A 20558-nucleotide genomic window follows, 5' to 3' on the forward strand; every position below is an offset into this window, starting at 1 on the left:
TTTACGCCGCGTGTTGGGCGCTGAGGATGATAAAAATGTCATGCGGCGCTCATCTTCTCGTAGGGTAACACTGGCCATACTGGCGCCACTTTACTCAACGGATAGCCACATGCGATCTCTTTTTCCCGGCGTTACCCTGCTGTGCCTGCTGGCCAGCCCGGCCCACGCCCAGCTGCGCAAGGTCGATGATGTTTCTCTGGCGGCGGCCAACACCCTGGCCAACGCGGCCCTGGCCGCTTGCCAGGCGCAAGGCCGCCACATCGTCGTCAGCATACTCGACCGTGGCGGCAATGTCGTCGCCGTGCAACGCGCCGATGGCGTCGGTCCCCACAACACGGATGCCAGCCGGCGCAAGGCCTACACGGCCCTGTCCACCAAAAACGATACCTATGCGCTGGCTGCGGCGGCCCGCAACAATCCGGACATGAGCAATTTGACCACCGTGCCGGAGCTGTTGCTGCTCGGTGGCGGCCTGCCGTTGATGGCCCAAGGGCAAGTGGTCGGCGCCATCGGCGTCGCCGGTGGCGGTGGCGCCCTGCAAGACCGCGCCTGTGCCCAGGCAGCCCTGTCCTCCCTTCCCGAACTCGATCTCCCCTCACCTTGAAAGCAACGCGATGACCTACCTGAAAAAAACCACCGCCGCCCTGGCCTTCGCCAGCCTGTCCAGCCTGGCCCTGGCCGCCGCCAATCCCTTGAGCGTGCACATCCTCGACTTGCAGAGCGGCCAGCCGACGGCGGGCGTGACGGTGACGCTGGAGCAAAAGCAGGGGACTGACTGGAAGCCATTGAGCAGCGCCGTGACGAATGCGCAGGGGCGCATCGCGGCCATGTATCCGGCAGGCGCGCCCATGCAGGCGGGCGACTACCGCATCGTGTTTCAAACAGGCGAACACTATGCGCGCCTGAAACAGGAAACTTTTTTCCCGGAAATCCCCGTGCAATTCCACGTGGAAAAGACCGACCAGCATTACCACATTCCGCTGCTGCTCAGTCCTTTCGGTTTTTCCACCTACCGGGGCAACTGACGGCCGCTCAGCCCAGCGTCTTCGCCGTCTGGCCGAACAGCACGCTTTTCGCGTCCTCGCTGACGGTGGGCTGCACGTTGATTTCGGCGGCGCGGGCATACGCGCGCACGGTGGCGGGACGGGCGGCGATGGCCGCGAACCAGCGCGCCAGGTGCGGGAAATCTTCCAGCTTCTGGCGCTGGCGCGCATGCGGCACGATCCACGGGTAGATCGCCATGTCGGCGATCGAATAACTGTCGCCGGCGACGAACTCGCGGTCGGCCAGGCGCTTGTTCAGCACGCCGTATAGCCGGTTCGTTTCGTTGACGTAGCGCGTGATGGCGTAGTCGATGGGTTCGGGCGCGTATTGCACGAAATGGTGGTTTTGCCCCGCCATGGGGCCCAGGCCGCCCATTTGCCAGAACAGCCATTGCATGACCTCGGCGCGTCCCCGCACATCGTGCGGCAGGAATTGCCCGCTTTTCTCGGCCAGGTATTGCAGAATCGCGCCCGACTCGAACAGGGACAGCGGTGCGCCGCCATCTGCCGGTGCCTGGTCGACGATGGCGGGGATGCGGTTGTTCGGCGCAATGGCGAGAAATTCGGGCTTGAACTGCTCGCCCTTGCCGATATGCACGGGAATGAGCTTGTAGGGGATGCCCGCTTCTTCCAGGAACATCGTCACTTTGTGCCCGTTGGGCGTGGTCCAGTAATACAGGTCGATCATCGTGGTCTTTCCAGGTAGATAGGTGGAGCAAGCGGTGCGGCAAGCGGACTTGGCATAACTATTGTCGCGCCGCAACTGATATGCATGGATATAATGCCACGTAAGCGAAAAACAAGACGGCGCCCAAGCGAGGCAAGCACCCACTCGCACCGTCACGCAGGCATCCCGACATTCCCGAGCACAAACCAAGAAAGCCGACCATGCGCAAACTCCTGATCGTCACGCTGTCCGTCCTGCTGTCAGGCTGTGTCCAGGACTTCGCCATCTACATGTTCGATGGGCAAGACCATTCCCTGACCGTGCGCCGCCAGCAACGTTATTTTTGGCAAGATACCGTGGAAGTGCAGCTGATGGCGACCAATCTGCCGCAATGCCAGCGCCTGCATACCCTGTCGACGGATGCGCCAGCCGACATCACCGTCGAACTGTTTGCGGCTGGCGATGGCATATGGAATATCCGGATGGGCAAGCAACTGTGGCAGGCGGAAACGAATACCTGCAATGCGCTGACGGAAATGGAAAACGACCCGAAAGCCGACCTGGGCCAGCCGGTCGGGCAATTCGTGGTCGTCGATGACAAGCTGGAATTCGAAGCGGCGCCGCAAGCGGCGGCGCCCGCCCGGTAAGTCCCTAACGAAACCCCTAGCGCGCCGCCAGGCTGCGCAGCGGTTTTTTCGCCACGGCGCGTGGCGCGCCAGCGGCCGCCAGGCGCGGCGCCGCGGCGCCATGTTCGTGCGCCGACAGCTTGAAGCGCGCCACCAGTTGCGCCAGCACGGCCGCCTGGTCCTGCATGCTCGACGCCGCCGCCGCCGCCTCTTCCACCAGCGCCGCATTTTGCTGTGTCACGCTATCCATCTCCGTGATCGCCTGGTTGACGTGGCCAATGCCCGTGCTTTGCTCGTGCGAGGCGGCCGTGATGTCGGCCATGATATCGGTCACGCGCGAGACGGAAGCGACCACCTGATCCATGGTCGTGCCCGCCTGTGCGACGAGGGTGCTGCCGGCCGCGATGCTGTCGACGGAAGCGCCGATGAGTTCCTTGATTTCCTTCGCCGCGCCCGCCGAGCGCTGCGCCAGATTGCGCACTTCCGACGCCACCACGGCAAAGCCGCGGCCCTGCTCGCCGGCGCGCGCCGCCTCGACGGCCGCATTCAAGGCCAGGATATTCGTCTGGAAGGCGATGCCGTCGATGACGCCGATGATGTCGACGATCTTGCGCGACGAAGCGTTGATGGTGTCCATGGTGCCGATCACTTGCGCCACCACGGCGCCGCCCTGGCGCGCCACGGCCGAAGCGGACTGCGCCAGTTCATTCGCCTGCACGGCATTGCCCGCGTTTTGCGTCACGGTCGAAGTCAATTCCTCCATCGACGCCGCCGTTTCTTCCAGCGAACTGGCTTGCATTTCCGTGCGCGCCGACAAGTCCATATTGCCGCTGGCAATCTCGCTCGATGCCGTGGCGATCGTCTCGGCGCTATGGCGGATTTCACTGATCGCATCGACCAGGTTGGCCTGCATGGTTTTCATCGCGTACAGCACGCTGTGGCGGTCGCTGGCATGCGTGCGCACGGCGCCGCTCAGATCGTTATTCGCGATCTGGGCGGCCACGTCGGCCGCATATTCGGGATCGCCGCCCAGCGCATGACGCAGGCTGCGGTTGATGGCCACGACGACGGCGGCCAGCAGCGCGCACACGAGCAGCAGCACGCCCAGCGAGGTCAGCAGCGACTGGCGGAAAGCCGCGTCGATATCGTCCATGTACACGCCCGTCACGATAGTCCAGCTCCATGGCTTGTAGGCCACCACGCGGCTCATCTTCGGTTCCGGATTTTTCTGGCCGGGACGGGGGAAATAATAGTGGACGAAGCCCTTGCCCGCATCGCTCTTGCCGACGGCAACGATGTCGCGGTACAGATAGGTGCCGTTGGCATCCTTAAAATCCGCCATGTTCTTGCCATTCGTTTGCGGCGCGGCGGGATTCATCACGACGACGGCGTCAAGGTTGATGATGGACAAATAACCGGTCTCGCCGAAACGCATGCTCTTGATGACGGCGGTGGCCTGCTTCTGCGCTTCTTCCTTCGTCAAGGCGCCGCTGGCGGCCAGGTCGCCGAACATCTTGACGGCGCCCAGGCCCAGGTCGGCGGCATTGCTCAGGTCGGCGCTGCGCTCTTCGATACGGATCTTGCGCACTTCCAGGGCGTTATAGACAAAAATAACGGTGATGCACAACAGGCTGCAAATCAGGGGAATCCATAACTTCTGCTGGAACGTCAATTTCTTCATGCTGTGTCTCCAACTCTCTATTTGCGGCGATGGGGCGTGACCCGCTTCCTGCTCGACAGGCCAGCAATGCGGCGGCGACGGTGCTCTGGCGGCACCGTTCAGACTGCTTCAGCATACGCTCGAACGACCGATATTTACAATGCCGGTAAGCAATGTTTTTTGCCCGGTGTTGTTAATGCGTTGCGACAATTGATGAGAGTTGATGCTGCACCGCAATAGTTTTTCCCACGATCAGCGTGCTACGCTACAGTCAATCTGACGTCGCCACCGCGCAAGGAGCCCCATGTCGACCACTTTCACCTGGCAAGGCTTTGCCATCCTGTCGGCCGTGTTCGCGGCCCTGACGGCCATCCTGGGCAAGCTGGGCGTAGCCCACCTGAACAGCAATATGGCCACGTTGATACGTACGGGCGTGATCCTGCTGGTGACGGCAGCCATCATCTCGCTGCGCGCGGAATGGCAGCGCCCGTCCGGCGGCAATTGGGTGGGCTGGACTTGCCTGATCGCCTCGGGCGTGGCCACGGGGCTGTCGTGGCTCTGCTATTTCCGCGCGCTGCAGCTGGGGCCCGTCTCTCTGGTGGCGCCCGTCGACAAGCTCAGCGTGGCGCTGGTGATGCTGGCCGGCTGGCTCGTGCTGGGCGAACCGTTCACCGTGAAAGCGGCCATCGGCGGCGGCTTGATCGTGCTCGGCTCGCTGATTTTGCTGCTGTAAGGCATTCCACGGCACGCGGCGGCGCGCCTGTGTCAGAATGCACGCCGGATAGATCGAATCACGAAAGCACAGCATGACCAAGAATGAAGCCATGAAACGCATCAACGACCGCCTGGGCAAACCCACCCTGACGGACAAGAACACGCATTTTGCCAGCGTCGCCAGCTATGGCACGGACGAAGGCTGGTGGCTGAAGATCCCCTTCCTGACGTTCAAGCAGGAATTGCACTTCATCCTCAATAACGAGAAGACGAAAAGCTTCCAGCACCTAAAGATCGGCGCCAACCAGATCCTCAGCCCCGGCATGAAATTCCGCAGCACGGGCGGGGCCGCCGACGCCTTCATGTCGGCCTCAGCGCCGAAACGCCTGGTCGACCTGCTCGACGGCGGCAGCAAGTACAACTTCACAAAACACTTCGTCAACGACTACCGTTACTGATGCACAGCCGGGCTGCCGTCGCCTGGCGGCAGTCGCGGCGGCAGCCAGGCCCGGATCAAATGTCGGGCAATGTCGAGCGCGTCGTCGCGGCTGGTGCCGAAATGCAGGGGATAGCCCCAGAACTTGCCAAATAGCACGGCAAAGGCCTTGCCGGCCAGTCGCTTGGCCGCGCTCGGTTCGATCAGCACCATGCCCTGGATATACGCGCGGATGGCGGCCTTGTTTTGCTTCATCCACAGTACGGCGCGCTTGCGCTCTTCCTGCGGGTGTGCATGCCCGTCCTCATCAAAACCTTCCTCGCTGAGGATGACAAACGCCTGCCGGCGCGCCAGCAGGGCCTCGAACTGGGCGAACAACACGTCGGCCTGGTCGCCGGACGCGCCGTCGCGGCGCATCCAGACGAGGGGAAAAGTGGAAAAATCGAGTTGCATGAGATAACTCCTTGAAGGGGTTGCCGTTCTTCCTCACCTTCATCAGAACACGGGCGGCGGCGGTTGCCGTTGAAGCGGGGCTGCGGATGCCCATACGATAGCGTTGGCGGCATGGCGCGTCATTGCATAAAATAGCCACAATATTATTCAATCCAGCCAAAGTATTCCCATGCCCCATGCCCTCTTGCCCAGCATGCTGACGGCCCACCTGGGCCTGGACGATGACGCCTCCATCCTCGATTTCGATGTCGATGGCGTGCTGCGTCCGCTGCTGGCCGTGGGCCTGGCCAGCGTGCGCGAGGATGCGGAGCAGGCGCCGCACCAGCACCGCAAAGGGCAGTTGCTGTACGCCACGCGGGGCGTGATTCATTGTGAAGTGGAAAGTGGCGTGTGGATCGTGCCACCCCAGTGCGCCGTATGGATACCAGGCGGCCTGATGCACGCCGCGCAGGGCGTGGGCGAGGCGCAATGCTATTGTCTGTTTGTCGAGCCGGCCATGGCGCCGGCCCTGCCCGCCGTCTGCTGCACCGTGGCCGTGTCGCCATTGCTGCGCGAACTAATCGCCAAGGCGGCCGGTTTTCCCACCCTGGCCGCGCTGCAGGGTGCACAGGAACGCCTGGTGCTCACGCTGCTCGACGAGCTGGCGGCCGCGCCCGTGGAAGACTTGCATTTGCCGATGCCGCGCGATGCGCGCCTGCGCCGCCTGGCCACCCTGCTGCTGGCGCAGCCGGCCGACAAAAGCACCCTGGCCGAATGGGCCTGCCGCATCGGCATGAGCGAGCGCAGCATGACCCGCCAGTCACTGGAGGAAATGGGCATGAGCGTGGGCCGCTGGCGCCGGCAACTGCACGTCATCCTTGCCTTGCAACGGCTGGCGCAGGGGCGCAGCGTGAAAGCCGTGGCGCTGGAGCTCGGCTATGAAAACACCAGCGGCTTTGTCACCATGTTCCGCAAGGCGGTAGGCAAGCCGCCGGCGCGCTACCTGGCGGAACGGGAATCCAGGAGAGTATAAAAGGCGCATAAAAAAAGGCGGCATATGCCGCCTTCGCCCTGCATCGTCGCCGAAAAATCAGCTTTCGCGTGCCAACGCCAGAAATTCCGTGCGCAGCGCCAGGTTCGGCTGCATCTCGCCCAGCATGGCCGAGGTGATGGTTTCTTCCCCCGGCGTGCGGATGCCGCGACTTTCCATGCACAGGTGGCGGCAGCGTACGACCACGCCCACCGATTTCGGTTCCAGCACTTCCATCAGCGCATTGGCGATCTGCATCGTCATGCGTTCCTGCACTTGCAGACGCTTGGAAAAGCAATCGACGAGGCGCGTCAGTTTCGACAGGCCGACGATCTTGCCGTTGGGCACGTAGCCGATGGTGGCCTTGCCGAAAAACGGCGCCAGGTGGTGTTCGCAATGGCTGTAAACGGGGATGCCGCGCACGACGATCAACTCGTTGTACTGTTCCGCGCCATCCTCAAAGGCTTTCAGCAAGTCCACCGGATCCTGGCCATAGCCCGACGTCCAGTGCTTCCACGCCTTGGCCACGCGCGCCGGCGTTTCCAGCAAGCCAGGACGCTGCGGATCTTCGCCAAAGCTGCTGATCAGCCGGCGCCAGTCGTTTTCGGAGAATTCTTCTTGAGACATGCTAAACCACCCTAAAATTTGCAATTGTCGCCAGTATATAGAAAATGCGGCAGGCTGCCTGAGCAGCCGCTGCTTTGCTACTGCGCCGGCGGACGGTGCGCCTGCACCAGCAGGGCCGAAATCGACACGCTGGAACTCGCTTCCGGCCACGCATCGCCAGGACCGAACCAGCGCGCCTCGGCGATCTCGTTCTCGTCCAGGCGGATCTCGCCGTCGAGGTAATCGGCCGTAAACGCGATCATCAGCGAATGGGGAAACGGCCAGGACTGGCTCATGAAATATTGCAAGTTATGCACGCGCAAGCCCACCTCTTCCATCACTTCGCGGTGCACGGCTTCCTCGATCGATTCACCCGCTTCCAGGAAACCGGCAAGCGGACTGAAGCGCTGTGATGGCGAGTGCCTGTGCATGGCCAGCAGCACCTGCTCGCCCTTACGGATGAGCACCATCATGGCGGGCGAAATACGCGGATACGCGAGCATGCCGCAGGCCGCGCAGGTGAAGCAGCGTTCGCCGCGCGTGCGCTGCATCGGCGTGGCGCAGACGCCGCAATGGCGGTGCGTGCGCGCCCACTCGGCCAGCTGCGCGGCGCGGCTGGCCAGGCCCAGGAAGGCGTCGTCGACGGCATTGAAAAGCGAGCGCATGCCGTGCCAGGCCAGGGCGCCGGCAGCGGGCAAGGCGTCGTCATCCATCCAGACGGTCTGGCAATAGCGGCCCTGCCACAAGCCCACGGGCTGGGCGCGGCGCAAGTCGATATCGAGCGCGGCCGCTTCGGCGGCCGTGGGCAGGGACAGTTCCGGCGTACGCAACAGCAGGCGCCCGCGGTGGAAGACAAAGGTAAGCGTCTCGCCGGCGGCCGGGGCCGGTTCAGGCGCATCGATCAGAGGGACGAAGGCATCGGGAGTCTGCAGCATGCTCGGAAGAAATTTGTAAAGGTTGCTCATCATACTCCCGCCGCCGGAGGCTTGCGCGCATAGCAGCGGCCGGGCCGCAAAGCAAGCATTCATGGGCCAGGACCGCGTTTTTTTTCACGGCACCCCGCATCCGTTGCGCAAATGATACTGATAACGATTCTCATTTACGAAATAGCGCCCAGTTATTACAATACCGCCTATTCCGTCTCCATCGCCAGCCACTTGCCCGCGTGCCCAAGCACTGCGGCGCAGAGCCAGCCAGGAACCACTACCCTGACCTTATCGAGAGAGCAAGATGGCAATCAAGAGCCGCAAACACGCCCCAACCCGTTTCAACCAGCACATCGGCGCCGCCCTGGCCGTGATGCTGCTGCCCGTCGCCGCCCAGGCGGCCGACCCGGCCGGTCAAAGCGCGCCCGCATCGCAGCAAACCCTGAACGAAATCAAGGTCGTGGGTTCCAAGGAAAATGATTTCAAAGCCGAAAAAGCCTCGTCGCCGAAATACACGGAAGAGCTCGTCAATACGCCGCAAACCATCGTCGTGATCAAGAAGGAATTGATCGAACAGCAAGGTGCGCTGACCCTGACGGACGCGCTGCGCAACACGCCGGGCGTCGGTACTTTTTTCCTCGGCGAAAACGGCAACACGAACACGGGTGACGCCGTCTACATGCGCGGTTTCGATTCGTCCGGCAGCATCTATGTCGATGGCGTGCGCGACGTGGGTTCCATCTCGCGCGACGTCTTCAACATCGAGCAGATCGACGTGCTGAAAGGCCCGGCGGGCACGGACAGCGGCCGCGGTTCGCCCACCGGTTCGATCAACCTGGTCAGCAAGACGGCCACCCTGGAAAACAGCTTCAATGCGCTGCTGACGGCGGGCAGCGGCAAGCAGAAACGCGCCACGGCCGACTGGAACCGCGTCCTCGACAGCGACTCGGGCACGGCAATGCGCCTGAACCTGATGACGCAGGACAGCGGCAACCCGGCGCGCGATGAAGTCAAGAACAAGCGCTGGGCCTTCGCGCCCACCGTCACCTTCGGCATCGGCAAGCCGACGCGCATCACGGCCAGCTACCTGCACGTGGATCAAAACAACGTGCCCGACGGCGGCGTGCCGACCATCGGCTTGCCAGGCTACAGCACGCCGGACACGATCACCGAGACCAACAAGGTCATCCGCAGCTTCCTGAATAGCGCCGCCAAGGTCGATCCGAAGAATTTCTACGGTTCCACCTCGGACTACGACAAGGTCAAGGCCGACATGGGCACCTTGCGCATCGACCATGATTTCTCGCCCAACGTGCAGATCCAGAACACCACGCGCTACGGCAAGACCCAGCAGGACTATCTGCTGACGGCCTTCATGGGTTCCATGGTCAACCTGAAGACGCCGGTCCCGACCGATCCGTCGACCTGGACCCTGGCGCGCTCGCTGCGCACCGTGAAAGACCAGGAAAATACGATCCTGACCAACCAGACCGTGGTCAGCGCGCAATTCGAGACGGGCGTGCTGAAGCACTCCGTGGTGGCCGGCGCCGAGTTCACCAGCGAAAAACAGACCAACTACAGCTATGTGCCCGCCAGCCTGGGCACCTTGCCGGCAGCGAACCTGTACCACCCGAATCCGCGCGACACCGTCACCGGCCACAAGCCCGTGCGCAGCGGCGCCTTCACCGAAGGCGAAGTCAACACGCAAAGCCTGTATGTGTTCGACACCATCAAGTTCGGCGACAAGTGGCTGTTCAACGGCGGCGTGCGCTTCGACCATTTCAACACCACCTATGACGCCGTTACCCTGCAAGCGGCCGTGACGCCGCCAGCGGTACAGCCATTGCCAGTCGGCACGCGGATTCCTGCCCACCTGACCCTGAGCGACACCCTGGCCAACGGCAAGATCTCGGCCATGTACAAGCCGACGCCGGACAGCAGCGTATATGCCTTGCTGGCCACCTCGAAAGCGCCGCCAGGCACCAATTTTGCCCTGAGCACCGCCGCCAACAGCGCGCAAAACCTGAACTATGACCCGCAGGAAACCATCACCAAGGAAATCGGCACCAAGTGGGACTTCCTGAAGCAAAAACTGTCGCTGTCGGCCGCCGTCTACCAGACCACCGTCAAGAATGAAGTGGAACAGGACCCTGTCGTCTCGACCATTTATTACCAGACCGGCAAGAAGCGCGTGCAAGGCCTGGAATTGGGCGTGGTGGGCGAAATCATGCCGAACTGGCTGGTCAGCGCCGGCTACACGCGCATGAACACCAAGGTCGAGTCGGGCAAGGTCGTCACGGCCAGCGGCATCAATAACCTCAGCTACACGCCAAAACAGGCGTTCACCAGCTGGACTTCGTACACCCTGCCGTTTGGCCTGAAGATCGGCGGCGGCGCGCGTTACGTGGGTGAAATGCTGCGCGGCACCGACGGCGCCGTCGGTACGCCGGCCCGCGTGGATGCCTACTGGGTCTTCGACGCCATGGCGACCTACACGGTCAACAAAAACCTCGACTTGCAGTTGAACGCCTACAACCTGGCCGACAAGACCTATGTGGCGGCCATCAACAAGTCCGGCTTCCGCTACACCCCGGGCCAGCCACGCTCGTTCAGCCTGACGGCGAATATCAAGTTCTAAACACGCATTGCGCCACAGCAAGCCCCTCTTCGGAGGGGCTTTTTTATTGTCCTGATAATCTTGCCTTGTTGGCGCAGCGCCGCCCTGCCGCGACTAGCGTATGAAAAGTCATACAGCGATGCGCTTGCGCGTCCAATATTTCGCGCAAGCACGCCAAATTGCTACATCCTGACAACAAAAAAGCTTCCTTAAATCAACAACTTAAGAAGTTAGCTTCCAAATTCCCATTTCAGGCATATCCTTTGCTATGTACAGGTTTTGCTGCAAATAATCGCTGGCACGCAAGGGCTTGTTTTTGAGAAATATTGACTCCAAGCTTGAGTTGCTCGCTATCAATAATCCGCTCACAGCGGCGTTTCACTGGAGGAGTCAAAATGAAAAAGAAACGGCCATTAACCCTGTACATCCTGATTGCCATGATCCTCGGCATTGCCGTGGGTTATGGATGCAACACCGCCTTCCCTGATGCCAAGCTCAGCGCTCAAATCGCTGGCAATATTTCCATCGTCACCGACGTCTTCCTGCGCCTGATTAAGATGATCATTGCGCTGCTGGTGTTCTCCACCCTGACGGTCGGCATCGCCCACATGGGCGACGGCAAGACGGCGGGCCGCATCGGCCTGAAAGCCATGTGCTGGTTCGTCGTGGCCTCGCTGGTCTCGCTGGCGCTGGGCATGGTGCTGTCGAACCTGATGCAGCTGGGTACCAACCTGGGCTTGCCATTGCCGGACGTACACGCTTCAACCAATTTGAAAACGGCCGCCTTCACCTTGAAAGATTTCTTCACGCACCTGGTGCCGAAGTCGCCGATCGAGGCCATGGCGAACAATGAAATCCTGCAAGTGCTGGTGTTCTCGATCTTCTTCGGCGGCGCACTGGCCGGCCTGGGCGAATCGGGCAAGACCCTGACGGCCGTCGTCGACCAGCTGGCGCAAGTCATGCTGCGCATCACCGGCACCATCATGAACCTGGCCCCGCTGGCCGTGTTCGCCGCGATGGCTTCCGTCATCACCACGCACGGCCTGGGCGTGCTGGTCACGTTTGCCAAGTTCATGGGCGGCTTCTACCTGGGCCTGATGTGCCTGTGGGCCCTGCTGATCGGCGCCGGCTTCGTCGTCATCGGTCCGCGCGTCTTCAAACTGGTCGGCCTGATCCGCGAACCATTCCTGCTGGCATTCTCGACGGCCAGCTCGGAAGCGGCCTATCCAAAACTGCTGACGGCGCTCGACCAGTTCGGCGTGGACCGCAAGATTTCCAGCTTCGTGTTGCCGATGGGCTACTCCTTCAACCTGGACGGCTCGATGATGTACTGCACCTTTGCCGTGCTGTTCATCGCGCAAGCCTACGGTATCGACCTGTCGCTCGGCACCCAGATCACCATGCTGCTGCTGCTGATGCTGACTTCGAAGGGCATGGCCGGCGTGCCGCGCGCCTCGCTGGTGGTGATTGCCGCTACCCTGAACCAGTTCAATATTCCGGAAGCGGGCTTGCTGCTGCTGATGGGCGTCGACCAATTCCTCGACATGGGCCGTTCGGCCACCAACGCGGTCGGCAATGCCGTCGCCACGGCGGTCGTCGCCAAGTGGGAAGGTGGCCTGGCCACCGAGGAAGAAGCCGCGGCGGCGAACGCGGCCAGCCTGAACACGGAAAGCCATTGGGGCGAAGCGGATCACGCTAGCAAAGCCTGATAGCGCCATGGCCCGCCACAAGCGGGCCATTTATTTGTCGTCGATGTTGAGTAACAAGCAGTCAGGTAGTGCGATCAGTAGTCATTCCAACTTATTAGAGAGATTTTCATGAAAAAAGTCCTGTTTACCCTGCTGACCCTCGGCGCAGCCTCCACCGGCGCCATGGCCCAATCGAGCGTGACCATGTATGGCGTGGCTGACGCCGGCCTGGTGTTCGACAAGGATGCGGCTGGAGACCGCCTGAACCGCGTCGCGTCCGGCGTCGCATCCGGTTCGCGCATCGGCTTCAAAGGCAAGGAAGACCTGGGCGGCGGCCTGGCAGCCACCTTCGTGCTGGAAAGCGGTTTCAATATCGACACCGGTACCTCGGGCCAGGGCGGCCGGCTGTTCGGCCGCCAGGCATATGTCGGCCTGACCGGCAACGCCGGCGCCGTCACGCTGGGCCGCCAATATACGCCGTACTATCTGGCCCTGCGCGACGTGGCCGATCCGTTCGTCATCGGCCTGGCTGGCACGGCGTCGAACATCATGGCGACGAATTACCGCATCGATAATATGGTGCAATACAGCACGCCGACCTGGAGCAAGCTGTCGGCCGACCTGGCGTATGGCTTTGGCGAAGTGGCCGGCGACAATGCGAAAAACCGCAGCATGGGCGGCGCCGTCCATTACATCGACGGCCCGCTGAACGTGACCCTGACGCACCACCGCCAGGAAAATTTGGTGGCGAAGCACACGCGCAACACCCTGCTGGCCACGCGCTACGACTTTGGCGTCGTGCAAGGCAACTTCGGCTACGCCGACAACCGCGCCTTCGACGACAGCAAGAGCAACGACATCCTGGTCGGCTTCAGCGCCCCGTTCGGCGCCACCAAGCTGGTCGCGTCGTACATCCGCCACAACGACAAGAGCAATGCCAACCGTGACGCCCAGCAGTGGGCCATCGGCGCCTTCTACGCGCTGTCCAAGCGCAGCGACCTGTACACAGGTTACGGCCACATCAGCAACAAGAACGGCGCTTCCTACAAAGTTGGCAATGCCACCGACGATGGCACCGGCAACAGCGGTTTCAATTTAGGTATGCGCCACACCTTCTAAGGACGTCGGCCAAAATCTACTGCGCGGCGCGCTTTGCGGCCGGCGATGCTCACCGGCTCGGCGCCCCCGTACTAAAGTACGGTTGCGCTTCTCAGCCACAAATCACTGCCGCTCGCTACGATTTTGTCGGACGTCGTGATGTCCGTCAAATAGAAGTGTGAGCCGCCGGATGTATATCCGGCGGCTTTTTCTTTTTACAGAATATTTAAATGCGATACTGTGGGTTCTTGCAAGTTGGCAGCTGATTTTATGAATAGCAGTAACAAACCCTCCCTTTCCTGGCGCCAGCGCCTGTCGCAACGGTCGGGCCGCGAAACGCTGGCCTGGGGCGTGGTGCTGGCCGCCTGTCTGGCCACCGTCTGGCTCGTGTATTTCTGGACTGAACGCATCGCCATCGGCAAGCTGCAAGCCAGCGGTGCGCAGCGCCTCGAGGTGTATGTCAGCAGCCTGGAAAATGCGCTGGAAAAATACGACTTCCTGCCCAAGACGCTGGAGCTGAACCGCGACGTGATCCGCCTGCTGCAGCACCCGGAAGACCCGGTGCTGGTCGATACGGTCAACCACTACCTCGAGCAGATGAATGCGCAGGCGAAATCGTCGACCATTTTCATCAGCAACCTCGACGGCAACACGCGCGCCGCCAGCAACTGGCAAGGACCGGATAGCTTTATTGGCGACAATATCTCCTTCCGCCCCTACGCCCAGGACGCGCTGCGCGGCACGCCGGGCCGCTTCTATGGCGTGGGCACGACGCGGCTCGAACCCGGCTACTTCTTTGCCCACGGCATCTACCAGAACGGCCACATGCTGGGCCTGGCAACGGTGAAGGTGAACCTGGAAACCCTGGAAAAACGCTGGGTGCAAGGCGCCGACAAGGTGATGCTGGCCGACGAGCATGGCGTGATCTTCCTCAGTTCCATGGCGGACTGGAAATACAAGACCCTGGCGCCGCTGTCGCCCGCCATCGTCGAGGAACTCAACCGCACGCGCCAGTATTACTCGAAGCAGCTGGCAGCCATCCCCTTCGTCTCCGACCGCCAGCTGGGCAATGGGGCCCGCGTGATCAGCGTGCGCGAGCAGGAACATGCCGACACGCCACCGAAGATCAGCTCCAGCGTGATGACGCAAATCAAGCTCAAGTCGCCGCAAGGCTGGACCTTTATTTACCTGTCGGACCTGGCGCAAGCCAAGGCCAGCGCGCGCGCGGCGGCCGCCTTTTCCTGCGTGCTGCTGGGCTTTTTCATGCTGCTGTTCTTTTACCTGCGCCAGCGCCGCGCGGCCGTGGCGCAAAAATTGCGCGCCCGCGAAGATCTGCAGCATGCCTACGACAACCTGGAAGCCATGGTCGAGGAGCGCACATCGGAACTCAATGCCATGACGCAAAGCCTGAGCCAGGAAATCGACGTGCGCAGCAAGGCCGAGCAGAAACTGCACATCACGCAGAACGAACTGTTCCAGGCTGGCAAGATGGCCGTGCTGGGGCAGATGTCGGCCAGCATCACGCATGAACTCAACCAGCCGCTGACGGCGCTGCGCACCATGTCCGACAACGCCGTCATCCTGCTCGAACGGGGACGGCTCGACGACGCGCGACGCAACCTGGCGAAGATCTCGCAAATTGCGGCCAGGATGGGGACCATTACAGGTCAATTGAAGATTTTTGCGCGCAAGTCGACCACCAGCCTGACCTCCGTCTCGATCCCCACCGCGATCAGCAACGCCCTGTTCCTCGTCGAACGGCGCCTGCAGGTGGAAAACGTGCGTTTCACCCTGCAATTGCCGCCCGAAGACATCTTCGCCATGTGCGAAAGCAACCGCCTGGAGCAGGTGCTGGTGAACCTGTACGCGAATGCGCTCGACGCCATGAATGGCAGCGACGTGCGCAGCCTGCGCGTGTCCGTCGAATGCACGCCCGAGCACGTGCTGATCCATGTGGCCGACACGGGGCCGGGCCTGTCGACGGAAGTGTGCGAACACCTGTTCGAACCGTTCTTCACGACCAAGCCGCAAGGCCTGGGGCTGGGATTGGGACTGGCCATTTCCGAACAGATCACGCGCCAGTTCGGCGGCGTGCTGCGCGCCGAGAACGCCCCCGGCGGCGGCGCCATCTTCACCATCGAACTACAGATTGCAACGCAGGAGGAAAAACATGTTTGAGGGCTTGAAGGTCTTGCTGGTCGAAGACGATCCCACCGTACGCGAAGGCAGCGAGCAGGCACTGCAGCTGGCCGGCCTGGACGTGCTGGCCTTCCACTCGGCCGAGCTGGCTTATAAACTGCTGACGCCGGATTTTCCCGGCATCGTCGTGAGCGACGTGCGCCTGCCCGGCATGAGCGGCCTGGAATTGCTGCAGGCGGTCAAGACGCTCGACGCCAACCTGCCCGTGATCCTCGTCACGGGCCATGGCGACATCACCATGGCCGTGCACGCCATGCGCACGGGCGCCTACGATTTCATCGAAAAACCGTATTCGTCCGAGCAACTGGTCGACGTGATCCTGCGCGCGCTGGAAACGCGGCGGCTCACGCTGGAAGTGCACAGCCTGCGCCGCCAGCTCGAGGACGGCGGCGGCATCGAGGCGCGCCTGCTGGGCAATTCCGTGGCGATGCGCGACATACGGCGTTTGATACTCGACGTTGCCGACGAACCGGCGGACGTGCTGATCTATGGCGACACGGGCACGGGCAAGGAAATGGTGGCCCGCTGCCTGCACGACTTCAGCCACCGCCGCAAGCACAACTTCGTCGCCGTCAACTGCGGCGCGATTCCCGAAAGCATATTTGAAAGCGAAGTCTTCGGCCACGAACCGGGCGCGTTCACGGGCGCGGCCAAGCGGCAGGTGGGCAAGATCGAGCATGCGGATCAAGGCACTTTTTTCCTCGACGAAATCGAAAGCCTGCCCCTGTCCCTGCAAGTGAAATTGCTGCGCGTGCTGCAGGAACGCTATATCGAGCGGCTCGGTTCGAACGTGCCCACGCCCGTCGACGTGCGCGTCATCGCGGCGGCCAAACTGGACCTGGAAGAGTTATCGCAGCAACAGAAATTCCGCAGCGACCTGTACTACCGCCTGAATCTGATCGTGCTGCATCTGCCGCCGCTGCGCGAACGGCGCGAAGACATTCCCATCCTGTTCGAGCACTTCGTGCTGGCCGCCGCCGCCCGCTACAACCGCGCCGCGCCCGTCGTCTCCAGCGCGCAGATGCGCAACCTGATGGCCCACTCCTGGCCCGGCAACGTGCGCGAGCTGCGCAATATCGCCGATCGCTTCGTGCTGGGCATCGCCGGCGGCGCCTCGAGCTTGCTGGCGGGCGGGCAAGCCAGCCCCCTGTCGCTGGCAGAGCAGGTCAACGGCTTCGAACGCGCCCTGATCGAACAGGAACTGCGCGCTTATTCCGGCAACGTCAGCGAAGTGAGCGCCGTGCTCGGCTTGCCGAAGCAGACCCTGTATCACAAGATGCAGAAGTACAACCTGGTGGCAGAGGAGTTCCGCTAATCAGCCGACCCGGCCCGTGCGCAGCGGCATGACCCAGTCGGGCCGGCCGTTCGCCAGCGCCAGCCGGGCCGCCTTGTCCCAGTCATATGCCACGGCGTGCAACTGCGCCGTCCAGCTGCCGTCGCTGCCCTGTTCGGCGATGGCATAGCGCGCGTGCGGCGTGCCGTTTTCCATCACGTGCGGATAACCATGGTCGTCGTCATACGCTTGCAAGCCCACGCTGCCCGGATTGACGATCAGCCGCCCATCGGGCAGGCGCACCTGGCGCGGCATGTGCGTGTGGCCGCACAGGATCAGGGCCGCGTCCGTCGTCCCGGCCCGTTCGCCCACCTCCTCCGGCGTGGCGGCGCGGCTGCCTTGCGGCGTGACGCTGTCGAGAAAATATGCGAGGTCGCTGTCGGGCGTGCCATGCACGAGCAGCACGTCATGCCGCAGGCGCAAGGTGGCGGGCAGCGCGGCTATCCACGCGAGTTGTTCCGGCAGCAGTTGCGCGCGCGCATAGGCGTCGGACACGCCCATGCGGGCCGGGTCGCCGAACAGCTGGCGCTCGTGGTTGCCGCGGATGGTGGGCAAGTCGAGCGCCATCAGGCGCGCCGCCGTGGCGCTTGGCTGCAGATGGCCCGAGACGATATCGCCCAGGTTGACGGTCACGTCGACGCCGCGCCGGGCGATGTCGGCCAGCACGGCCTCGAGCGCGTCCAGGTTGCCGTGGATATCGGAAATGGCGGCGATTCTCATGCGGTGTCTCCTCCTCGTGCGCACCATTCTGCCCGCGTTCCCCCTTGCAGGCAATGCCGGCATGTGTACCGGCCCTGACGGTAGGACAAATCCGACGGTGAGTTGCGCCGTGCGGCTACGTGATCTAAATGTCACAGTTGCTACCATTTCCTCATTGCATTACCGCATCACGCCAGCCGCCCCGAAGCCGCGGCGGTTTTTCACTTTATCTTGAGGAGTAGCCCCATGTCTGCCATGTCCGTGTCCACCCGCCTGTCCCCACCACGCCCGCACCACCTCGCCTTGCGCGGCGCCATGATGCTGGGCGTGCTGGGTATTGCCACGGCGGCCGCCACGGCGCGGGCCGAACCGTCGCCCACGCTGGACCGTGTCAGCATCTCGGTGGGCGCGTTTTCCGCCGATCCGCGCATCAATATCGGCGCCGACACGCAGTTTGGCCGCATCGACGCGCCCGAATCGAAGCAAAGCCATACCACCATCCCGCGCGTGAAGGCGGACTTGCTGATCGGCGACCGCCATGGCCTGGCATTCGACTACTACCGCTACGACAAATCCTACACGCCAAGCTTGACGGGCGAGACCATCATCAATGGCCAGCCCGTCACGGGCACGGCCACGGCGAATGCCGATTTAAAACTGGACCTGGCCTAGCTGGCCTACAAGTGGTGGCTGGGCAGCGGCAACGACACCTTCGGCATCGGCCTGGGCGCCGCCTACTACCACGCCAGCCTGAACGGCACGGCCACCGGCATCGTCAATGGCGAGACGGCCACGGCGCGCGATTCCATCGGCGAACACGCATTCGCACCGCTGCTGGAAGTGGGCTGGCGCCATGCCTTCACGCCCGACTTGCGCATGTATGCGGAAGTGTCGGGCATCAAAAAAAATGGCGGACGCATCAACGGCCACATCTACGGCGGCAATATCGGCATGGAATGGTTTCCGTTCAAGAACATCGGCTTCGTGGCCGATTACGGCATCTCGAAAATCAAGCTGCACCGCGACAGCGAACGCGATGCCGACCTGAACATCCGCCTGACGGGGCCGTCGGCGTATGTGAAGGTACGCTTCTAAACGTTCAGGCCGCCGGTTTCAGCAAGGTCAGTTGGAACTGCGGCAAGGCCGGATCGTCCCACGGCTCGACCCGGGCAAACGGCAGGCGCGCAAACGCCTGCCGCCAGAAGGCGCAGGCATCCGCATCGGCGCGAAACGTCGCCACCAGCCACGTCTGCGCGCTGTCCAGCAGCACCCGGCGCACCACTTCCAGCGCCAGCCCCCGGCGCCGGTATTTCTTCAGAATAAAAAAGTCGCTGAACTCCCGCACCGCCAGTTCCCCCGCCATGCCCGGCTCCGTGACATAAAACCCCGCCAGGGCGCCGTCGACCTCGATCCAGTGCGCCGTGTGGCCCGGCGCGTGCACATACTCGGCCAGCCCGGCATCGCACACGTCGTAGCGGCCGTCGGCCAGCACGTCTTCGCCGCTCCAGGCGGCATTGTCATAACAGTAGAGTTGAAACAGCCGCGCCAGCGCCCCCTCTTCGCCCGCAGCAATGGCGCGCAAAGTCATGTTTTCTGGCATTGCAGACATATCCTCACCTTTTCCGCACCACAGCGTCACTGAAACCGGCGAGTGTAGCACCACGTCACTCATCCTTCCCTCCGGCATTTCATCCCGGCATTTCCACCCTTGGTCGCAAAAACATTAACTTTCTCCCAATTGGCTATATATTATTGTTTTTAAGTAACATCCGCCATCGCGGTTGATAAAAACAAGGGTGATCCCCTTCCACAGACCGGCAGACATGCATCTGCCGGCTTTCATACCCAAGCTCTGGAGAGTGCTGCACATGCTATCGATCAAACAGCTGAACAAAACGTATGCCAATGGCGTCAAGGCCATCAACAATGTCAGCCTGGACATTCCCAATGGAATGTTCGGCTTGCTGGGACCAAATGGCGCGGGCAAGTCCTCACTGATGCGCACCATTGCCACCTTGCAAGATCCCGATAGCGGCAGCATCCATTTCGATGGTGTCGATGTCCTCAAGGACAAGGCCGGCCTGCGCCGCCAGCTCGGTTATCTGCCGCAGGATTTCGGCGTGTACCCGAAAGTGAGCGCGGAAACCCTGCTCAATCACTTTGCCGTGCTGAAAGGCTTGACGGAAAAGGGCCCGCGCAAGGAAGCCGTGGAAGCCTTGCTGCAGCAAACCAATCTGTGGGAAGCGCGCAAGCGCAAGCTGGGCACGTATTCGGGCGGCATGCGCCAGCGCTTCGGCATCGCCCAGGCCCTGCTGGGGGCGCCGCGTCTGGTGATCGTCGATGAACCGACGGCGGGCCTGGACCCGGACGAGCGCAACCGCTTCCTGAACCTGCTGGCCAAGATCGGCGAGCAGGTGGTGGTGATCCTGTCGACGCACATCGTCGACGACGTGACGGACCTGTGTCCGCGCATGGCCATGATCGTCAAGGGCCAGGTGCTGGTGCAGGGAGAGCCGCAGGCCGCCATCGACACCTTGCACGGCAAGGTGTGGCGCCGCAGCGTCAGCATGGACGAGCTGGCGCAGTACCAGCAAACCTTGAACGTGCTGTCGACGCGCCTGGTGGGCGGCAAGCCGCAAATCAATGTGTTTGCCGACAGCCAGCCCGACAGCGGCTTCGTGCAGATTGCCCCGGATCTGGAAGACGTGTACTTCCTGCATGTGCGCAACGCTGCCCGCCATGGCGCTGCTGGCGCGGCACCGGCCGCAGTTGCGGCGTAAGGGG

The 20558-nt window shown here is 62.4% G+C and carries 21 protein-coding genes; 14 read left to right on the forward strand and 7 right to left on the reverse strand.

What is annotated here, in order from left to right; translation table 11 throughout:
- Window positions 1-109: 109 nt before the first annotated feature.
- Together J0O65_RS05650 and uraH are read left to right on the forward strand one after the other, a co-directional pair.
- The gene (locus J0O65_RS05650) at window positions 110-604 is read left to right on the forward strand and encodes a GlcG/HbpS family heme-binding protein (RefSeq protein WP_215404963.1); all 495 of its coding nucleotides are present in this window, start codon (window positions 110-112) and stop codon (window positions 602-604) included.
- A gap of 10 nt (window positions 605-614) precedes the next feature.
- Window positions 615-1025, forward strand: coding sequence for a hydroxyisourate hydrolase (uraH, locus tag J0O65_RS05655; RefSeq protein ID WP_215404965.1), 411 nt, complete (start codon window positions 615-617; stop codon window positions 1023-1025).
- A gap of 7 nt (window positions 1026-1032) precedes the next feature.
- On the opposite strand, the gene J0O65_RS05660 is transcribed toward uraH, so the two are convergent.
- Window positions 1033-1731, reverse strand: coding sequence for a glutathione binding-like protein (locus J0O65_RS05660; protein WP_215404968.1), 699 nt, complete (start codon window positions 1729-1731; stop codon window positions 1033-1035).
- 200 nt (window positions 1732-1931) lie between these two features.
- Here J0O65_RS05660 and J0O65_RS05665 point away from each other — a divergent pair, with 200 nt between their 5' ends.
- Entirely contained in the window at window positions 1932-2357 is a 426-nt protein-coding gene (locus tag J0O65_RS05665; RefSeq protein ID WP_215404970.1) for a hypothetical protein, read from the forward strand.
- 16 nt (window positions 2358-2373) lie between these two features.
- Here the strand turns inward: J0O65_RS05665 and J0O65_RS05670 are convergent, their stop codons facing one another.
- On the reverse strand, window positions 2374-4017 hold the full coding sequence (locus J0O65_RS05670; protein WP_215404972.1) for a methyl-accepting chemotaxis protein: 1644 nt from the start codon (window positions 4015-4017) through the stop codon (window positions 2374-2376).
- Between the two features lie 283 nt (window positions 4018-4300).
- Between J0O65_RS05670 and J0O65_RS05675 the strand changes: the two genes are divergently transcribed.
- Together J0O65_RS05675 and J0O65_RS05680 are read left to right on the forward strand one after the other, a co-directional pair.
- The gene (locus J0O65_RS05675) at window positions 4301-4729 is read left to right on the forward strand and encodes an EamA family transporter (protein WP_152252852.1); all 429 of its coding nucleotides are present in this window, start codon (window positions 4301-4303) and stop codon (window positions 4727-4729) included.
- A 73-nt stretch (window positions 4730-4802) separates the two neighbouring features.
- Window positions 4803-5168, forward strand: a complete 366-nt coding sequence (locus tag J0O65_RS05680) for a hypothetical protein (RefSeq protein WP_034781254.1) — start codon at window positions 4803-4805, stop codon at window positions 5166-5168.
- Here the strand turns inward: J0O65_RS05680 and J0O65_RS05685 are convergent.
- Window positions 5162-5599 carry a hypothetical protein gene (locus tag J0O65_RS05685; protein WP_215404975.1) on the reverse strand — a complete coding sequence of 146 codons (438 nt, stop codon included), beginning with the start codon at window positions 5597-5599 and terminating at the stop codon, window positions 5162-5164. The two genes, J0O65_RS05680 and J0O65_RS05685, sit on opposite strands and share 7 nt — an antisense overlap.
- Window positions 5600-5792: 193 nt before the next feature.
- Between J0O65_RS05685 and J0O65_RS05690 the strand changes: the two genes are divergently transcribed.
- Window positions 5793-6611 carry an AraC family transcriptional regulator gene (locus J0O65_RS05690; protein ID WP_215405042.1) on the forward strand — a complete coding sequence of 273 codons (819 nt, stop codon included), beginning with the start codon at window positions 5793-5795 and terminating at the stop codon, window positions 6609-6611.
- A 57-nt stretch (window positions 6612-6668) separates the two neighbouring features.
- Here J0O65_RS05690 and folE read toward each other — a convergent pair whose 3' ends face one another.
- Both folE and nudC read right to left on the reverse strand, forming a co-directional pair.
- The gene (gene folE, locus J0O65_RS05695) at window positions 6669-7235 is read right to left on the reverse strand and encodes a GTP cyclohydrolase I FolE (RefSeq protein WP_034754386.1); all 567 of its coding nucleotides are present in this window, start codon (window positions 7233-7235) and stop codon (window positions 6669-6671) included.
- A gap of 77 nt (window positions 7236-7312) precedes the next feature.
- Window positions 7313-8149: an NAD(+) diphosphatase gene (nudC, locus tag J0O65_RS05700; RefSeq protein ID WP_215405043.1), complete on the reverse strand. Its 837-nt coding sequence runs from the start codon at window positions 8147-8149 to the stop codon at window positions 7313-7315.
- A gap of 295 nt (window positions 8150-8444) precedes the next feature.
- On the opposite strand from nudC, the gene J0O65_RS05705 reads away from it, so the two are divergent.
- The 5 genes from J0O65_RS05705 (at window position 8445) to J0O65_RS05725 (ending at window position 17057) form a co-directional block, all read left to right on the forward strand.
- Window positions 8445-10778 carry a catecholate siderophore receptor Fiu gene (locus J0O65_RS05705; protein WP_215404984.1) on the forward strand — a complete coding sequence of 778 codons (2334 nt, stop codon included), beginning with the start codon at window positions 8445-8447 and terminating at the stop codon, window positions 10776-10778.
- A 374-nt stretch (window positions 10779-11152) separates the two neighbouring features.
- Window positions 11153-12466 carry a dicarboxylate/amino acid:cation symporter gene (locus J0O65_RS05710; RefSeq protein ID WP_215404986.1) on the forward strand — a complete coding sequence of 438 codons (1314 nt, stop codon included), beginning with the start codon at window positions 11153-11155 and terminating at the stop codon, window positions 12464-12466.
- 108 nt (window positions 12467-12574) lie between these two features.
- Window positions 12575-13564 (forward strand): porin, encoded by a 990-nt coding sequence (locus J0O65_RS05715; RefSeq protein WP_215404988.1) that lies wholly within the window; start codon window positions 12575-12577, stop codon window positions 13562-13564.
- Window positions 13565-15049: 1485 nt separating this feature from the next.
- Complete coding sequence (locus J0O65_RS28350) at window positions 15050-15721, forward strand: sensor histidine kinase (protein ID WP_502793541.1); 672 nt, start codon at window positions 15050-15052, stop codon at window positions 15719-15721.
- Window positions 15714-17057, forward strand: a complete 1344-nt coding sequence (locus J0O65_RS05725) for a sigma-54-dependent transcriptional regulator (RefSeq protein WP_215404992.1) — start codon at window positions 15714-15716, stop codon at window positions 17055-17057. Before J0O65_RS28350 ends, J0O65_RS05725 begins: the two co-directional genes overlap by 8 nt.
- Here J0O65_RS05725 and J0O65_RS05730 read toward each other — a convergent pair whose 3' ends face one another.
- Window positions 17058-17795 carry a metallophosphoesterase family protein gene (locus J0O65_RS05730; RefSeq protein WP_215404994.1) on the reverse strand — a complete coding sequence of 246 codons (738 nt, stop codon included), beginning with the start codon at window positions 17793-17795 and terminating at the stop codon, window positions 17058-17060.
- 225 nt (window positions 17796-18020) lie between these two features.
- Between J0O65_RS05730 and J0O65_RS27820 the strand changes: the two genes are divergently transcribed.
- Together J0O65_RS27820 and J0O65_RS27825 are read left to right on the forward strand one after the other, a co-directional pair.
- Window positions 18021-18446 (forward strand): hypothetical protein, encoded by a 426-nt coding sequence (locus J0O65_RS27820; RefSeq protein WP_251373518.1) that lies wholly within the window; start codon window positions 18021-18023, stop codon window positions 18444-18446.
- 168 nt (window positions 18447-18614) lie between these two features.
- Window positions 18615-18869: a hypothetical protein gene (locus J0O65_RS27825; protein WP_251373520.1), complete on the forward strand. Its 255-nt coding sequence runs from the start codon at window positions 18615-18617 to the stop codon at window positions 18867-18869.
- 4 nt (window positions 18870-18873) lie between these two features.
- Here the strand turns inward: J0O65_RS27825 and J0O65_RS05740 are convergent, their stop codons facing one another.
- Window positions 18874-19383 (reverse strand): GNAT family N-acetyltransferase, encoded by a 510-nt coding sequence (locus J0O65_RS05740; RefSeq protein WP_215404996.1) that lies wholly within the window; start codon window positions 19381-19383, stop codon window positions 18874-18876.
- A gap of 259 nt (window positions 19384-19642) precedes the next feature.
- On the opposite strand from J0O65_RS05740, the gene J0O65_RS05745 reads away from it, so the two are divergent.
- On the forward strand, window positions 19643-20554 hold the full coding sequence (locus tag J0O65_RS05745; protein ID WP_215404997.1) for an ABC transporter ATP-binding protein: 912 nt from the start codon (window positions 19643-19645) through the stop codon (window positions 20552-20554).
- Window positions 20555-20558 lie beyond the last annotated feature (4 nt).

Origin of the sequence: Janthinobacterium sp. JC611 (assembly GCF_018682595.1) — a bacterium.
In the GTDB taxonomy this organism is placed as follows: domain Bacteria; phylum Pseudomonadota; class Gammaproteobacteria; order Burkholderiales; family Burkholderiaceae_D; genus Janthinobacterium.

What these genes read in the sequence shown, in the direction of transcription:
- nudC (WP_215405043.1), bottom strand. Translation starts at nt 8,149, where the DNA reads ATGCTGCAGACTCCCGATGCCTTCGTCCCTCTGATCGATGCGCCTGAA.
- J0O65_RS05710 (WP_215404986.1), top strand. Translation starts at nt 11,153, where the DNA reads ATGAAAAAGAAACGGCCATTAACCCTGTACATCCTGATTGCCATGATC.
- J0O65_RS05725 (WP_215404992.1), top strand. Translation starts at nt 15,714, where the DNA reads ATGTTTGAGGGCTTGAAGGTCTTGCTGGTCGAAGACGATCCCACCGTA.
- folE (WP_034754386.1), bottom strand. Translation starts at nt 7,235, where the DNA reads ATGTCTCAAGAAGAATTCTCCGAAAACGACTGGCGCCGGCTGATCAGC.
- uraH (WP_215404965.1), top strand. Translation starts at nt 615, where the DNA reads ATGACCTACCTGAAAAAAACCACCGCCGCCCTGGCCTTCGCCAGCCTG.
- J0O65_RS05715 (WP_215404988.1), top strand. Translation starts at nt 12,575, where the DNA reads ATGAAAAAAGTCCTGTTTACCCTGCTGACCCTCGGCGCAGCCTCCACC.
- J0O65_RS05665 (WP_215404970.1), top strand. Translation starts at nt 1,932, where the DNA reads ATGCGCAAACTCCTGATCGTCACGCTGTCCGTCCTGCTGTCAGGCTGT.
- J0O65_RS05705 (WP_215404984.1), top strand. Translation starts at nt 8,445, where the DNA reads ATGGCAATCAAGAGCCGCAAACACGCCCCAACCCGTTTCAACCAGCAC.
- J0O65_RS05690 (WP_215405042.1), top strand. Translation starts at nt 5,793, where the DNA reads ATGCTGACGGCCCACCTGGGCCTGGACGATGACGCCTCCATCCTCGAT.
- J0O65_RS05740 (WP_215404996.1), bottom strand. Translation starts at nt 19,383, where the DNA reads ATGTCTGCAATGCCAGAAAACATGACTTTGCGCGCCATTGCTGCGGGC.
- J0O65_RS05685 (WP_215404975.1), bottom strand. Translation starts at nt 5,599, where the DNA reads ATGCAACTCGATTTTTCCACTTTTCCCCTCGTCTGGATGCGCCGCGAC.
- J0O65_RS05745 (WP_215404997.1), top strand. Translation starts at nt 19,643, where the DNA reads ATGCTATCGATCAAACAGCTGAACAAAACGTATGCCAATGGCGTCAAG.
- J0O65_RS05675 (WP_152252852.1), top strand. Translation starts at nt 4,301, where the DNA reads ATGTCGACCACTTTCACCTGGCAAGGCTTTGCCATCCTGTCGGCCGTG.
- J0O65_RS27820 (WP_251373518.1), top strand. Translation starts at nt 18,021, where the DNA reads ATGTCTGCCATGTCCGTGTCCACCCGCCTGTCCCCACCACGCCCGCAC.
- J0O65_RS05730 (WP_215404994.1), bottom strand. Translation starts at nt 17,795, where the DNA reads ATGAGAATCGCCGCCATTTCCGATATCCACGGCAACCTGGACGCGCTC.
- J0O65_RS05650 (WP_215404963.1), top strand. Translation starts at nt 110, where the DNA reads ATGCGATCTCTTTTTCCCGGCGTTACCCTGCTGTGCCTGCTGGCCAGC.
- J0O65_RS05660 (WP_215404968.1), bottom strand. Translation starts at nt 1,731, where the DNA reads ATGATCGACCTGTATTACTGGACCACGCCCAACGGGCACAAAGTGACG.
- J0O65_RS28350 (WP_502793541.1), top strand. Translation starts at nt 15,050, where the DNA reads ATGTCGGCCAGCATCACGCATGAACTCAACCAGCCGCTGACGGCGCTG.
- J0O65_RS05670 (WP_215404972.1), bottom strand. Translation starts at nt 4,017, where the DNA reads ATGAAGAAATTGACGTTCCAGCAGAAGTTATGGATTCCCCTGATTTGC.
- J0O65_RS05680 (WP_034781254.1), top strand. Translation starts at nt 4,803, where the DNA reads ATGACCAAGAATGAAGCCATGAAACGCATCAACGACCGCCTGGGCAAA.